The sequence below is a fragment of the Xenorhabdus eapokensis genome (genome assembly GCF_001908105.1).
In genome coordinates this window covers 5,423-23,147 of sequence record NZ_MKGQ01000015.1, presented here as the reverse complement: position 1 = coordinate 23,147, position 17,725 = coordinate 5,423, and the positions used below count along the sequence as shown (strand labels likewise).

Here is a 17,725-nt window from a genome sequence, read left to right as displayed (position 1 = left end):
TGTCATCGTTGAGCAGATCCCAGGCGGCACCAAGAATGTGCAGGATATCTATCCGCTGGCGCCTTTGCAGGAGGGCATCCTGTTCCACCATCTGTTACAAACACAAGGTGATGCCTATTTATTACGGATCGTACTGGCCAGTGACACTCGCGAACACCTTGATGATTTTCTGGGAGCCTTACAGCAAGTTATTGATCGTCATGATATCCTGCGCACCGCAATTTATTGGCAAGATCTGGCACAACCGGTGCAGGTGGTCTGGCGTCAAGCACCGCTGACTCCCCATGAATTTATCCCTGCCACGTCGGACGCTATTTCGGCGCAGTTACAGGCTCACACCGATCCACGCCAGCACCGTATTAATTTGAACCAAGCTCCCCTCTTTGCTGCCGATATTGCCTATGATCCGGCACAAAATGAGTGGTTGCTGGCGCTGCGTTTCCATCATCTGGTCAATGACCATATGACATCAGATTTGATTTTCGCTGAGATTGCCCAGATACGCCAGGGCAATGCAGCAGCCCTGCCCGCCATTCTGCCTTACCGCAACTTTATTGCCCAAACATTAAGTGTGCCAGTGGCAGAGCATGAAGCCTATTTCCGTAACCAACTGGCGGATATTGACGAACCCACCACCCCCTTTGGGATACTCAGCGTACCCAGCGATAATGGTGTTATCGATAGCGGTGCTATCAACGAAAATCGCCTTTTGCTTGATCCCACATTGGCGAAGACGATTCGCTCTCAGGCTCGTCGGTTGGGAGTCAGTCCTGGTGTCCTGTTCCATGTGGCCTGGGCTCAGGTAGTGGCCCAGACCAGCGGCCGCGATGACGTGGTATTTGGCTCCGTGCTACTAGGCCGACTGCAAGGTGGCGCGGGGGCTGACCGCATACTGGGGATGTTTATCAACACCTTGCCGCTGCGTATCTCTCTGGGCGGGCGCACGGTACAAACTATCGTGCAGGAGACCTACCAAAACCTGACCGCCTTACTGGAGCATGAGCAAGCCCCATTAGCATTGGCACAACGGTGCAGTGGCGTGGCACAACCCATGCCGCTGTTTAGTACGCTGCTGAATTATCGCCATAGCCCATCGGGTCAGGACAATGTCACTGGCATACCAGGAACAGCGATACGTCTGGTCGCGGCGGAAGAACGTACCAACTATCCCATTACCCTGTCAGTCGATGATTTAGGGGATAACTTCGAATTGACCGCCCTGACCGTGACAGACATCGCCGCCGAACGCATCACCGCCTATCTGGCGACGGCCATAAACGGTCTGGTGACCGCCCTGGTTCATCACCCGCAACAATTGATGCTGGATGTTCCTATCCTGCCGGAACCAGAACGGCAACAATTGCTGGTGGATTTCAACACGACCCAGAAGGATTTCCCACAAGAGGCATTAATCCATCAACTGGTTGAGGCTCAGGCCGCACAACATCCGGAGGCTATCGCCATTGTTTTTGAGAAGCAAACGCTCAGCTATGGTGAGTTAAACCACCGCGCTAACCAATTAGCCCATTATCTGATTACGCTGGGAGTACGGCCGGATGATCGGATCGCCCTCTGTTTCGAACGCAGTCCGGAGATGGTGGTCAGCTTACTGGCTATCCTGAAAGCCGGCGGAGCCTATGTTCCGCTCAATCCGACCTACCCGATTGAACGATTGGATTATATGCTTAAGGACGCGGCACCGGTTGTTTTATTGACCCTGACAGCCCAGCTCAACACCCTGCCCAACACCGTGCCGACGGTCTTACTGGATCATGTCTTTGACCGTGAAGATCCGATGCTGGCGACGCAACCAACTGACAACCCGGACGCCCAGATATTGGGGCTGACATCGCATCATTTGGCCTATGTGATTTACACCTCAGGGTCGACCGGCCAACCCAAAGGGGTAATGGTCGAGCATCGCAATGTCCTGCGCCTAATCATCAATAATGGCTTTGCCGATATCGGGCCTGATGACTGTATTGCCCATTGCGCCAATATTTCATTTGATGCCGCCACCTGGGAAATGTGGGCAGGCTTAGTTCATGGGGCGCGTATTCTGCTTATTCCAGAAAAAACGTTGTTGCAACCCAGCCATTTTGGTCAATGTCTGTCATCGGAAGGAGTCAGTGCGCTATTCCTGACCACTGCACTCTTTAACCAATATGCGAATCTGATTGGGACAGCCTTATCGGGCTTGCGTTATGTCCTTTTCGGTGGTGAACAGGCGGATATCCGTCCTGCCATCCGCCTCAGAACCGAATATCCTCCCAAACACCTACTGCATGTATATGGGCCAACAGAGACCACCACGTTTGCCACCACCTATGAACTCCCTGCGAAGGGAGATAAAGACGTTGACAGTAAAATCCCTATCGGCCGCCCGATCTCTAATACCCAGATCTATATCCTGAATCAACAAGGCCAGCCAGTTCCGCTGGGGGTAGACGGTGAAATATATATTGCCGGTATTGGTGTGGCTCGTGGCTATCTGAATCACCCTGAACTGACTGCCGAACGTTTCCTGCCCGACCCCTTTGCTGCGCAACCAGATGCCCGTATGTACAAAACCGGCGACCTCGGCCGTTGGCGGCCTGATGGCAATATTGAATACCTCGGTCGTAATGATTTTCAGGTTAAACTACGGGGTTTCCGTATCGAGCTGGGAGAAATTGAAGCCCGCCTCACGCAATGTGACGGGGTACGTGAGGCAGTGGTACTGGCTCGCGAAGATGAACCCGGCCAGAAACGGTTGGTCGCCTACCTGCTGCCACAAACAGGTATTGAATTGGTGCCGGCAACACTGCGTCAGCAACTGGCACAACATCTGGCCGACTATATGTTGCCCAGTGCCTTTATCGTGCTGGATACCTTCCCGCTAACCCCAAACGGCAAGCTTGACCGTCAGGCTCTGCCGGCCCCCGATTTATCGGCGGTCGTGGTTCGCCGCTATGAAGCTCCCGTCGGTGAGACTGAAATTGCCCTGGCCGGAATTTGGCAAGACTTACTTGGATTAGAACAGATCGGTCGTTACGATCATTTCTTCGAACTCGGCGGCCATTCCCTGCTAGCCATCCAACTGGCGGCGCGGGTTCGTCAACATCTGGCGCGCGAGTTATCATTACAATTACTCTTTGACCAACCGCTTTTGATCGATCTGGCTCAGGTGCTGACGGAAACGTCAATCACTCCCCAGATCACCCTTCTTGTGGCTGACCGCAACCAATCCTTGCCGCTGTCCTTCGCCCAACAGCGTTTATGGTTCCTCGCCCAACTCGATCCGGCGGCCAGCCTGGCCTATCATATTCCCATGGCGTTGCGCCTGACCGGTCAACTTCATCGTCCGGCCTTAATCCGTGCACTCGACCACCTGATCGCCCGCCATGAAAGCTTGCGTACCCGCTTTGTGCTGGTTTCCGGTCAACCTTGCCAGCATATTGATCCGGCTGACAGTGGCTTTACCCTGTCGTATCAGGATCTGCGTACATTAACGCCAGCCGCACAAAGTAACCAGATTGCAGAATTAATGGCACTCGACGCGCAGACACCTTTTGACCTGGCTCAGGATCCGCTGATCCGCGGTCATTTGCTACAACTGGCAGATGATGAGCATCTCTTGCTGCTCACCCAACACCATATTATCTCGGATGGCTGGTCTATCGGCGTTTTGCTGCATGAACTCAGTGTCCTTTACCGCACGGCTCTCGACAACCAGAAGAATACCTTACCCCCATTGCCGATCCAGTACGCCGACTATGCCCTCTGGCAACGCGAATGGTTACAAGGAACCATCATTGCTAAACAACGGGATTTCTGGTGTGTTCAGCTTGAAGGCGCACCGGCTTTATTGACGTTGCCTACCGACCGGCCACGCCCCGCGGTACAGTCCTATGCTGGTAGCTACGTCCCCGTCTACATTGATGCGGATTTATTGGCTTCACTAAAAGAATTGGGACAGCGCCATCAAACCACCTTGTTTATGACGGTGCTCAGTGCCTGGAGTCTGGTATTGGCTCGACTTAGTGGACAGGATGATATTGTCATCGGTACACCTGTAGCTAACCGTCCGCACCATGAACTTGAGGGGATGATTGGTTTCTTTGTTAATACGCTGGCTCTGCGTATCACGCTGGATGATTCCACATGTGTCGCTGATTTGCTTGCCCAGGTTCGGGAACAAACCTTAGCGGCCTACGCCCATCAGGATCTGCCTTTTGAACAGGTGGTGGAGGCACTCCAGCCTGAACGTAGCCTCAGTCACAGCCCTCTCTTTCAGGTAATGCTGGCCTTAAACAATACGCCGCGGCATCTTTCACTCCAGGAATCAACCTGGCCGGATTTACACCTCACCCTGGTTGAGCAAATACACCAGAGCACGCACTTTGATTTGACCTTGTCACTGACTGAAACCGAAGCCGGTTTAGCGGGTGAATTGGCCTATGCTACTGATTTATTTGATGCTACCACGATTGAACGCTGGATGGGCTATTTAACCCATGTACTAACCGCCATAGCGGCAGATGACACCCAACGAATTGCCACGCTACCTCTGCTGCCGGCCTCTGAGCGGCAACAACTGTTGGTGGATTTCAATGCCACTCAAACAGACTTCCCACAAGAGGCGTTGATCCACCAGCTATTTGAAGCGCAGGCGGAACAGCAACCTGAGGCGATCGCGCTCGTCTTTGAGGCGCAAACGCTCAGTTATGCGGAGCTAAACCACCGTGCCAATCAGGTTGCCCATTATCTGATCGCATTGGGAGTGCGACCGGATGATCGGGTCGCGGTTTGTGTTGAACGCGGTTTGGAGATGGTGGTGGGCTTACTGGCGATCCTGAAAGCCGGCGGAGCCTATGTGCCGCTTGATCCGGCCTACCCCACCGAACGTTTGACCTATATGCTGACAGACGCCGCTCCGGTGATTTTACTGACTCAGGCTCCGTTACGCGACAAACTGGATAGTTCCTTGCCTGTGGTCTTGCTGGATAAAGTCCTTGATAACCAAGCTGCGTTTCTGGCAACCCAACCGACGGATAACCCCGACGTGCAGGCTCTGGGACTGACGTCACACCATCTGGCCTATGTGATTTATACCTCAGGTTCGACCGGCACACCGAAAGGAGTAATGGTTGAGCACGCCCATGTCATCCGCCTGTTAGCCGCCACGCAATCCCACTTCCGGTTTGATGACAAAGACGTCTGGACCCTGTTCCACTCGTTTGCGTTCGATTTCTCCGTCTGGGAATTGTGGGGAGCACTGACTTACGGCGGCCGGCTGGTCATTATCTCAGCCGCATGTGCCCGTTCTCCGCAGCACTTCTATGCCCTCCTGTGCCGTGAACACGTCACGATATTGAATCAAACCCCTAGTGCGTTTCGTCCGTTAATTGCTGCGCAGGATGCGACTAACCACTCGCTGCGTTGTATTATTTTTGGCGGTGAAGCCCTGGAATTACCGTCATTGGCTCCATGGGTAGAGCGCAACCCAACCGCACAAACCCGTCTGGTGAATATGTATGGCATCACCGAGATCACCGTACATGCTACTTATCGAGAACTCACCGAATCTGATATCTATTCAGGGCGAGGCAGTCTGATTGGCCAGCCTCTGGCAGATCTACGGATCTATATTCTCGACGCCCACGACCAACCGGTGCCACTTGGCGTGGCAGGGGAAATCTATGTCGTCGGAGCCGGTGTTGCCCGCGGTTACCTCAATCGCCCTGAACTGACGGCTGAGCGCTTCCTGGCCGATCCGTTCTGCTCTGATCTGGCTACCCGCATGTACAAGACCGGAGACCTGGGGCGTTGGCTGCCCGATGGCAATATCGAATACCTCGGCCGCAATGATTTTCAGGTCAAACTGCGCGGTTTTCGTATCGAATTGGGAGAAATCGAGGCCCGACTCCTGCAATGTGACGGCGTGCGTGAAGCGGTGGTCATCGCCCGTGAAGATGCCTCTGGTCAGAAACAGCTAGTCGCCTATCTGCGCTCTCTGGATGATGTCGAACTGGTGCCGGCCGAATTACGCCAGCAACTGGCTCAACACCTCGCTGACTATATGCTGCCCAGCGCCTTTGTCACCCTGAACACTTTCCCGCTGACCCCGAATGGCAAACTTAACCGTCAGGCTCTGCCGGCTCCCGATTTATCCGCGATTGTCACGCGCAGCTATGAAGCCCCCGTCGGTGAGACCGAAATCGCCCTGGCGCAGATTTGGCAAAAATTATTGGGATTGAAACAAGTTAGCCGTCATGACCACTTTTTTGAACTCGGTGGTCATTCGCTGATGATTGTCAGTCTGATCGAAGAGCTACGCCATCTGGGCTGGCAACTTGAGGTTCGCAGCGTGTTTGTCGCACCGGTTCTGGTTGCTATGGCTCAGGCTATCCAGCGTGAGATCAGCCCCTTTGTCGTGCCTCCTAACCGTATCCCAGAGGATTGTACGGCTATCACGCCTGATATGCTGCCACTGGTTTCTCTGCCTCAAACCGAAATTGATGCCATCGTTGCCACTGTTCAGGGAGGCGCCGCCAATGTGCAGGATATTTATCCGCTCGCCCCCTTGCAGGAAGGCATACTGTTCCATCACCTGTTACAAACACAAGGGGATAATTATCTGCTGCAAAGCCTGCTTGCGTTCAATACTCGTGCGCGTCTTGATGCCTTTTTAGCGGCACTGCAACATGTCATCGACCGGCATGATATCCTGCGCACCGCCGTTTGCTGGCAGGCACTGGCACAACCGGTGCAAGTGGTCTGGCGTCAGGCACCGCTGCCAATTACCGTTTTTACCCCAGAAACGATCGGTGACGTTGTCACCCAACTTAAGCGTCATGCCGATCCACGCCAGCACCGTATCGATCTGAGCCACGCCCCGCTATTTACTGCCGATATCGCCCATGATCCGGTACAAGATGAATGGTTGCTGGCGCTGCGCTTCCATCATCTGGTCAGTGACCATATGACACTGGAGCTGATTCTGGCGGAAATTGTCCTTATCTTGCAAGGCAATACAGCGAGGTTGCCGGCGGTATTGCCCTATCGCAACTTTATCGCTCAAACCCTGAACACACCAGCCTCTGAGCATGAAGCGTATTTCCGCGCCCAACTGGCTGACATTGATGAACCTACGGCACCCTTTGGGGTGCTTAAGATCCCCTCTGACAACGACCTTGTGACGGAAGCCCGTCTTGCTATCCCCCCCACTCTGGCTCAAGCTATCCGCACTCAGGCGCGTCGTTTAGGTGTCAGCCCCAGTGTGTTGTTCCATGTGGCGTGGGCACAGGTGCTGGCACAAACCAGCGGCCGCGATGATGTGGTATTTGGCTCCGTCCTGTTGGGACGCCTGCAAGGCGGCGCTGGGGCTAATCAAATATTGGGCATGTTTATCAACACCCTGCCGCTGCGTATCTCTCTGGGCGGGCGCACGGTACAAGAAACCGTGCAGGAGACCTATCAAAACCTGACCACCTTGCTGGAGCATGAACAGGCGCCGTTAGTACTGGCACAACGATGCAGTAGCGTGGAACAACCTATGCCGCTGTTCAGTACCTTATTGAATTATCGTCATAGCTCATCGGGGGAAGCCGAAGCGGTTGAGACTACCTGGGCAGATATACGTGTTTTGTCCGCTGAAGAGCGTACTAACTACCCTATCTCCTTATCCGTGGATGATTTAGGGGACGGTTTCCAACTAACTACCCTGACCATAGCCGAAATTGTACCAGAACAAATTAACACCTATCTGGCAACGGCCATAAGGGGTTTGGTCGATGCCTTAATACATAACCCGCAACAAGAGATCCAGAATATCCCCATCTTACCGGCGACAGAGCGGCAACAAGTGTTAACTGATTTCAATGCCACTCAGGCAGATTTCCCGCAAGAAGCGTTGATTCACCAACTGGTTGAGGCGCAGGCCGCACAACATCCTAAAGCTATCGCCGCTGTCTTTGAGGAGCAAACACTGAGCTATGGTGAATTAAACCGCCGCGCCAATCAGTTGGCTCATTATCTGATTGCGTTAGGGGTACGTCCGGATGATCGGGTCGCCCTCTGTGTCGAACGCAGTCTGGAAATGGTGGTCGGCTTGCTGGCTATCCTTAAAGCCGGTGGGGCTTATGTACCTCTCGATCCCGCGTATCCGGTAGAACGGTTGGCCTATATGCTGGAGGATGCGGCACCCGTGGCTTTACTAACCCAATCGGCACTGGCTCAGTCAACATGGTTCACTCAGTTTAACGCCTTGCCCACAGTCTTACTGGATAACCCCGAATCGTGCCTGACAACACAATCTCTGGCAACACAATCGACTGACAATCCAGAGCCTCAAGCGCTGGGGTTGGCGTCGCACCATCTGGCCTATGTCATTTATACTTCCGGTTCAACGGGACAACCGAAAGGGGTGATGATCGAACACCAGAGCCTGTGCAATTTGATAGTTACCCAACAACCAGTCCTGGCAATCACCGCTGACAGTCGCGTCTTACAGTTCGCCTCAAACAGCTTCGATGCCTGTATTTGGGAGTGTTGCATGGCCTTAATGGCCGGTGCCCGCCTCTATCTTGCCCAACGAACCAGTCTATTGCCGGGCGCCATCCTGTCCAGCTATTTAGCAGATCAGGCCATCAGCCATGTTCTCTTGTCACCGACTGCGTTGGCCGCGATGGATTCCCTGCCCGATACCCTGCAAACCTTGCTGGTAGGAGGGGAAGCCTGTCCGCCGACCTTAGTCAAACGCTGGTCATCAGGACGGCAGATGATCAATGCCTACGGGCCAACGGAAATCACAGTCTGTGCCACACTCTATCCCTGTGCATCCTCTCCAGAGGAGAACTTAGCAGATAATCCGCCACCAATTGGCCGCCCGATAGCCAATACCCGCATTTATATTCTGGATGCACACGGCCAGCCCGTTCCTTGCGGCGTGGCGGGGGGAATTTATATTGCTGGTGCCGGCGTCGCCCGCGGTTACCTGAACCGGCCTGAACTGACTGCTGAACGCTTTCTTGCTGATCCGTTCGCTTCAGAGCCGGACGCCCGTATGTACAAAACCGGCGACCTCGGTCGCTGGCTACCCGATGGCAATATTGAATATCTGGGGCGCAATGATTTTCAGGTCAAGCTGCGCGGCTTCCGTATCGAACTGGGAGAAATCGAAGCCAGACTCACGCAATGTGACGGCGTGCGTGAGGCGGTGGTGATTGCGCGCGAAGATGAGCCCAGCCAAAAACGGCTGGTCGCCTATCTGCGACCCGAAGAAGGGGTTGAATTAGTGCCCGCAGCACTGCGCCAGCAACTGGAACAGTATCTTGCTGATTATATGCTACCCAGTGCCTTTGTCACACTGGCGTCTTTCCCCCTGACTCCCAATGGCAAACTTGACCGGCAGGCTCTGCCTGTACCAGATTCATCTGCCATCGTCACCCAAGGTTATGAACCCCCTCAGGGTCGGATAGAAACCGCGCTGGCTCAAATCTGGCAAGAGCTATTAGGACTGGAGCGTATCAGTCGCCATGATCATTTCTTTGAACTCGGCGGCCACTCGCTGCTTGCTGTCCAACTGGTCGCACATGTACACCAGAAGTTGGCACGGGATTTGTCACTACAGCAACTCTTTGATCAACCCATTTTGCTGCATTTGGCTCAAACACTCACCGGTGCTTCGACAACGGCTCAGATAGTGATCCCGGTCGCTGATCGCAGCCAGCCGTTGCCCCTGTCCTTTGCTCAACAAAGATTGTGGTTCCTGGGGCAACTCGATCCGGCGGCCAGCCTGGCTTACCATATTCCTGTGGCACTACGCCTGACGGGTCCGCTTAATCGCCATGCCTTAACCCATGCATTCGACCATCTGATCGCCCGCCATGAAAGTTTACGTACCCGCTTTGTACTGGTCTGCGGCCAACCTTGCCAACAGATTGATTCGGCTGATAGTGGCTTTGCCCTGACTTATCAGGATCTGCGCGCATTAACATCCGAAGCACGTATCAACCGTATTGCAGAATTAACGGCACTCGAAGCGCAAACACCTTTTGACTTGACCCAAGGCCCGCTGTTTCGCGGCCACTTGCTGCAACTGGCAGACGAAGAGCATGCCTTGCTGCTCACGCAACATCATATTATCTCTGATGGTTGGTCCGTCGGCGTGCTGATACATGAACTCAGTGTGCTCTATCACGCTATCCTCAACGGTCAAGACACGCCTTTACCATCGCTGCCCATTCAGTATGCCGACTATGCTGTCTGGCAGCGTAACTGGCTGCAAGAAGCGGCGCTCACGGCACAACGTGATTTCTGGTGCACCCAGCTTGCCGGAACACCAACCTTACTGACTCTCCCGACCGACCGACCGCGACCGGCAGTCCAATCCTTTGTTGGCAGCCGAATTCCTGTGCACGTTGATGCAGACTTATTGGACTCCCTGAAAAAACTGGGACTGCGCCATAACACCACGTTGTTTATGACAGTGCTCAGCGCCTGGAGTTTGGTACTGGCTCGACTCAGTGGGCAGGAGGATATCGTTATCGGTACACCGGTGGCTAACCGCCCACACCATGAACTTGAAGGATTAATCGGTTTCTTTGTTAACACGCTGGCTTTACGCATCACCTTTAATGATGATCTCAGTGTGTCCGATCTGCTCGCCCAGGTTCGGGAACGAGCACTGGCTGCTTATGCCCATCAAGATTTACCCTTTGAGCAAGTGGTGGAAGCGCTCCAGCCCGAACGCAATCTAAGCTATAGCCCGATTTTCCAAGTGATGCTGGCTTTAGACAACACCCCCATCCAGGCATTGGCGTTTTCCGATATTCAATGTTCACCTATTGAGCAAATGAATCCCAGCGCCCACTTTGATTTAACCTTGTCATTGTCCGAAACTGAGTCCGGTTTGGTCGGTGAACTGGAATATGTCACCGATTTATTCGATACCGCCACCGTTGAACGGATAGTCGGTTATTTCAATAATGTGCTGACCGCTATGGTGGTGGATGAAACCCAACGCATTGCCACCTTACCGCTATTGCCTGCATCAGAACGGCAGCAATTGCTGGTGGATTTCAATGCCACTCAGGCAGATTTCCCGCAAGACGCGTTGATCCACCAACTGTTTGAAGCGCAGGCCGCACAACGCCCTCAAGCTATCGCTGTTGTCTTTGAGGAGCAAACACTGAGCTATGGTGAATTAAACCACCGTGCCAATCAGTTAGCCCATTACCTGATTGCGCAGGGGGTACGTCCGGATGATCGGATTGCCCTCTGTGTCGAACGCAATCCTGAGATGGTGGTAGGATTATTGGCTATCCTCAAGGCAGGCGCAGCCTATGTGCCGCTCGATCCGGCCTATCCAGCCGAACGACTGACCTTTATGTTGGATGATGCCGCCCCCGTGGCGCTGCTTACCCAAACATCGTTAGTTGAGACCCTGAGCTACGATCGGCCTACCGTACTGCTTGACACCTTAGTTCTCGATGACTGTGCAATAAGTAATCCTGATGCCGATGTACTGGGGTTAACCTCACGCCATCTGGCTTATGTTATCTACACCTCTGGCTCCACGGGTCTGCCCAAAGGGGTGATGGTTGAGCATCGTGGTCTGTACAACCTGACTCAGGCACAAATTGAAGCTTTCCATATCACCGCTAACACCCGACTATTGCAATTTGCTTCTTTCAGCTTTGATGCCTGCATCTCTGAAATTGCCACCACATTGTGCCAAGGGGCCTGCCTGGTCATGGCATCCCGTGAAGCGCTATTACCCGGTGAAGCTCTGATGAATACATTGAAAACTCAGGCGATCACTCATGTAACCCTGCCACCCGTTGCCGCTAGCGCCTTAACACCGGATGCTGAATTGCCTGACCTGACCATTTTGGTGCTAGCGGGTGAAGCTTGCTCAGCATCGTTGATCAAACGTTGGGCAGCAGACCAACGGATCATCATCAATGCTTATGGACCGACAGAATCCACTGTGTGTGCAACGCTTTCCCCATGTGATATTCAGGATGAAAGAGTTCCCCCGATAGGTCGGCCTATTGCGAATACGCAAATTTATATTCTGGATACACAAGGTCAACCCGTTCCGTTCGGTGTGGCGGGAGAAATTTATATCGGCGGTGTGGGTATTGCCCGTGGTTATCTCAATCGCCCTGAACTCACAGCCGAACGCTTCCAGACCGATCCGTTCGCTTCAAAACCAGACGCTCGTATGTACAAAACCGGCGACCTCGGCCGTTGGCTGCCCGATGGCAATATCGAATACCTCGGCCGCAACGATTTTCAGGTCAAGTTGCGCGGTTTCCGTATCGAACTGGGGGAAATCGAGGCTCAACTCATGCAGTGCCACGGTGTCCGCGAGGCGGTGGTACTGGCTCGCGAAGACGAACCAGGCCAGAAACAGCTAGTAGCCTATTTGCGTCCGTTGGAGGGAACTGAATTAGTACCCGCTGATTTGCGTCAGCAACTCACCCAACACCTCGCTGACTATATGCTGCCCAGCGCCTTTGTCACCTTAGAGACTTTCCCGCTCACCCCTAACGGTAAACTCGACCGACAGGCTCTACCGGCTCCCGATTTATCGGCGATTGTCACGCGCGACTATGAAGCCCCTGTCGGTGAGACCGAAATCGCCCTGACTCAGATTTGGCAAAAACTATTGAACCTGAAACAGATCAGCCGCCATGACCATTTCTTTGAACTCGGTGGTCATTCGCTGATGATTGTCAGTCTGATCGAAGAGCTACACCACCTGGGCTGGCAACTTGAGGTTCGCAGCGTGTTTGTTGCGCCGATCCTCGCTGATATGGCTCAGGCTATTCAGCGTGAAGCCAGCCTCTTTGTCGTGCCACCCAACCGTATCCCCGACGATTGCACAGCTATCACCCCCGATATGCTGCCATTGGTTTCGCTCTCCCAACCTGAGATTGAGGTCATTGTTGAACAGATCCCAGGCGGCGCGAATAATGTCCAGGATATCTATCCCCTGGCTCCTTTGCAGGAAGGCATCCTGTTCCATCATCTGCTACAGACACAGGGGGATAATTATCTACAGCAAAGCTTGCTCGCTTTCGATACCCGTGATCGTCTCGATAGCTTCCTGGATGCCCTGCAACAGGTGATCAACCGCCATGATATTCTGCGCACGGCAATTTATTGGCAAGGACTGGAGCAGCCGGTACAAGTGGTCTGGCGTCAGGCGCCGCTCACTGTCCGTGAATTCACTCCGGCCACGACGGACGCTATTTCGGCGCAATTATTGGCTCACACTGACCCACGTCAGCACCGTATCAATTTGAACCAGGCGCCCCTCTTTGCCACCGATATCGCCCATGATCCAGCACAAGGTGAATGGTTGCTGGCGCTGCGCTTCCATCATCTGGTTAGTGACCATATGACACTGGAGCTGATTTTTACGGAAATTGCGCTCATCTTGCAGGCCAATACCGAGAGGCTGCCGGCGGTATTGCCTTACCGCAACTTTATCGCTCAAACCTTAAATACACCAACCGCCGAACATGAAGTGTATTTCCGCGCCCAACTGGCGGATATTGACGAACCCACCGCGCCATTTGGGGTGCTTAACGTAAAAATTGGCAACGACCTTATCACTAAAGCGCATCTCGCTATCGCCCCTGATCTGGCCAAAGCTATCCGCACTCAGGCGCGTCGTTTAGGTGTCAGCCCCAGTGTGTTGTTCCATGTGGCGTGGGCACAGGTGCTGGCACAAACCAGCGGCCGCGATGATGTGGTATTTGGCTCCGTCCTGTTGGGACGCCTGCAAGGCGGCGCTGGGGCTAATCAAATATTGGGCATGTTTATCAACACCCTGCCGCTGCGTATCTCTCTGGGCGGGCGCACGGTACAAGAAACCGTGCAGGAGACCTATCAAAACCTGACCACCTTGCTGGAGCATGAACAGGCGCCGTTAGTACTGGCACAACGATGCAGTAGCGTGGAACAACCTATGCCGCTGTTCAGTACCTTATTGAATTATCGTCATAGCTCATCGGGGGAAGCCGAAGCGGTTGAGACTACCTGGGCAGATATACGTGTTTTGTCCGCTGAAGAGCGTACTAACTACCCTATCTCCTTATCCGTGGATGATTTAGGGGACGGTTTCCAACTAACTACCCTGACCATAGCCGAAATTGTACCAGAACAAATTAACACCTATCTGGCAACGGCCATAAGGGGTTTGGTCGATGCCTTAATACATAACCCGCAACAAGAGATCCAGAATATCCCCATCTTACCGGCGACAGAGCGGCAACAAGTGTTAACTGATTTCAATGCCACTCAGGCAGATTTCCCGCAAGAAGCGTTGATTCACCAACTGGTTGAGGCGCAGGCCGCACAACATCCTAAAGCTATCGCCGCTGTCTTTGAGGAGCAAACACTGAGCTATGGTGAATTAAACCGCCGCGCCAATCAGTTGGCTCATTATCTGATTGCGTTAGGGGTACGTCCGGATGATCGGGTCGCCCTCTGTGTCGAACGCAGTCTGGAAATGGTGGTCGGCTTGCTGGCTATCCTTAAAGCCGGTGGGGCTTATGTACCTCTCGATCCCGCGTATCCGGTAGAACGGTTGGCCTATATGCTGGAGGATGCGGCACCCGTGGCTTTACTAACCCAATCGGCACTGGCTCAGTCAACATGGTTCACTCAGTTTAACGCCTTGCCCACAGTCTTACTGGATAACCCCGAATCGTGCCTGACAACACAATCTCTGGCAACACAATCGACTGACAATCCAGAGCCTCAAGCGCTGGGGTTGGCGTCGCACCATCTGGCCTATGTCATTTATACTTCCGGTTCAACGGGACAACCGAAAGGGGTGATGATCGAACACCAGAGCCTGTGCAATTTGATAGTTACCCAACAACCAGTCCTGGCAATCACCGCTGACAGTCGCGTCTTACAGTTCGCCTCAAACAGCTTCGATGCCTGTATTTGGGAGTGTTGCATGGCCTTAATGGCCGGTGCCCGCCTCTATCTTGCCCAACGAACCAGTCTATTGCCGGGCGCCATCCTGTCCAGCTATTTAGCAGATCAGGCCATCAGCCATGTTCTCTTGTCACCGACTGCGTTGGCCGCGATGGATTCCCTGCCCGATACCCTGCAAACCTTGCTGGTAGGAGGGGAAGCCTGTCCGCCGACCTTAGTCAAACGCTGGTCATCAGGACGGCAGATGATCAATGCCTACGGGCCAACGGAAATCACAGTCTGTGCCACACTCTATCCCTGTGCATCCTCTCCAGAGGAGAACTTAGCAGATAATCCGCCACCAATTGGCCGCCCGATAGCCAATACCCGCATTTATATTCTGGATGCACACGGCCAGCCCGTTCCTTGCGGCGTGGCGGGGGGAAATTATATTGCTGGTGCCGGCGTCGCCCGCGGTTACCTGAACCGGCCTGAACTGACTGCTGAACGCTTTCTTGCTGATCCGTTCGCTTCAGAGCCGGACGCCCGTATGTACAAAACCGGCGACCTCGGTCGCTGGCTACCCGATGGCAATATTGAATATCTGGGGCGCAATGATTTTCAGGTCAAGCTGCGCGGCTTCCGTATCGAACTGGGAGAAATCGAAGCCAGACTCACGCAATGTGACGGCGTGCGTGAGGCGGTGGTGATTGCGCGCGAAGATGAGCCCAGCCAAAAACGGCTGGTCGCCTATCTGCGACCCGAAGAAGGGGTTGAATTAGTGCCCGCAGCACTGCGCCAGCAACTGGAACAGTATCTTGCTGATTATATGCTACCCAGTGCCTTTGTCACACTGGCGTCTTTCCCCCTGACTCCCAATGGCAAACTTGACCGGCAGGCTCTGCCTGTACCAGATTCATCTGCCATCGTCACCCAAGGTTATGAACCCCCTCAGGGTCGGATAGAAACCGCGCTGGCTCAAATCTGGCAAGAGCTATTAGGACTGGAGCGTATCAGTCGCCATGATCATTTCTTTGAACTCGGCGGCCACTCGCTGATGATCGTCAGACTGGTCACACGCCTGCAAGACCAATTCCTGGTCAATGTCCCCCTGACTACGTTATTCACATCGCCCACATTGGCGGAGCAGGCCAACGTCATTCTTTCCACTCAAATGAATACGGTGGGCGAAAACGAACTGGCATCTATCCAAGACGATCTTGACTCTCTGTCGGCAGAAGAATTGATGGCTATTTTAGGCGGGGAAGCGCCCCGCGGAGGCAATAAACAATGACAAAGACGAATATGAATATCGATGACTTGAAACGTGCGGTGCTGGAAAAAAGAATTGAAGAACAACTGAAAGCCCACGGGGATCAATCACAATTATTCATCCAACCCGCGGACAGACATCAGCCCCTGCCACTCTCATTTGCCCAGCAGCGGTTGTGGTTTATCAGCCAGCTCGATCCGGCGGCCAGCCAGGCTTATCATCTGCCAGTGACATTGCGTCTCACAGGCCAGCTCAACCGTCAGGCGCTGAAAACCTCACTTGATTGCCTGATAGCCCGCCATGAAAGTCTGCGTACCCGCTTTGTTTTGGACGAAGGCCAGCCTTGCCAACATATCGATCCGGCTGACATCGGTTTTGCCCTGTCCTGCCATGACCTGCGCTCGCTCGATCCAGCCTTACATCTCCAGCGGGTCGCCGAACTTGCTGCTATCGAGGCACAGGCGCCCTTCGATTTTGCCCAAGGACCGCTGATCCGTGGTCAATTGTTGCAACTGACAGACGAAGAGCATGTGCTGTTGCTGACCCTGCATCACATTATCACTGACGGCTGGTCTGTCGGTGTTCTGGTGCAAGAATTGGGCACCTTTTACCGTGCGGCTCTTGATGGTCATCATGATCCTTTGCCTCCCCTGCCTATCCAATATGCGGATTATGCGGTCTGGCAACGGGCACAGTCCTTCACTGCACAACGGGATTTCTGGTGTGCCCAGCTTGCTGACGCGCCAGCCTTACTCATCCTGCCCACGGATCGTCCCCGCCCCACGGTACAAACCTATGTGGGCAACCAAGTTCCTGTGCACATTAATGCAGATTTATTGGCTGCACTGAAAAAACTGGGACAGCGTCATCACACCACGTTATTTATGATGGTGCTCAGTGCCTGGGGTCTGGTACTGGCTCGACTCAGTGGGCAGGAGGATATCGTTATCGGTACACCGGTGGCTAACCGCCCTCACCATGAACTTGAAGGACTGATGGGATTTTTTGTTAATACGCTGGCTTTGCGCATTACCTTTAATGATGAGTTCAATGTGGCCGATCTACTGGCACAGGTTCGGGAGCGGGCGCTGGCCGCCTATGCTCATCAGGATCTGCCTTTCGAGCAAGTGGTAGAAGCACTCCAGCCTGAACGCAGTTTAAGCTACAACCCCCTCTTTCAGGTGATGCTGGCCTTAAACAACACGCCAGCCCAAGAGTTGATCTTACCGGGTTTGCAACTGACGACGATACCTCAGGAACAACGTAGTGCCCATTTTGATTTAACGTTATCACTGAGCGAAACCGCGGACGGTCTGGTTGGTGAGCTGGAATATGCCTCTGATTTATTCGATGCCGCCACCGTTAAGCGGATAGTCGGTTATTTCAATAATGTGCTGACCGCAATGGTGGCAGATGAAACCCAACGCGTTGCCACCTTGCCGATGCTACCCGCATCAGAACGGCAACAACTGCTGGTGGATTTCAATGCCACTCAGGCAGATTTCCCGCAAGAAGCGTTGATTCACC

Annotated in this window: 1 protein-coding gene and 1 pseudogene; both read left to right on the top strand. The window is 53.7% G+C overall.

Annotated features, from left to right (window positions below; genetic code table 11):
• Positions 1-16,078: pseudogene (locus Xedl_RS11525) on the top strand (non-ribosomal peptide synthetase); the annotation flags it as partial.
• 137 nt (positions 16,079-16,215) lie between these two features.
• Positions 16,216-17,725, top strand: a 1,510-nt coding sequence (locus Xedl_RS11520) for a condensation domain-containing protein (RefSeq protein ID WP_244149705.1), incomplete at its 3' end; no start/stop codon positions are given.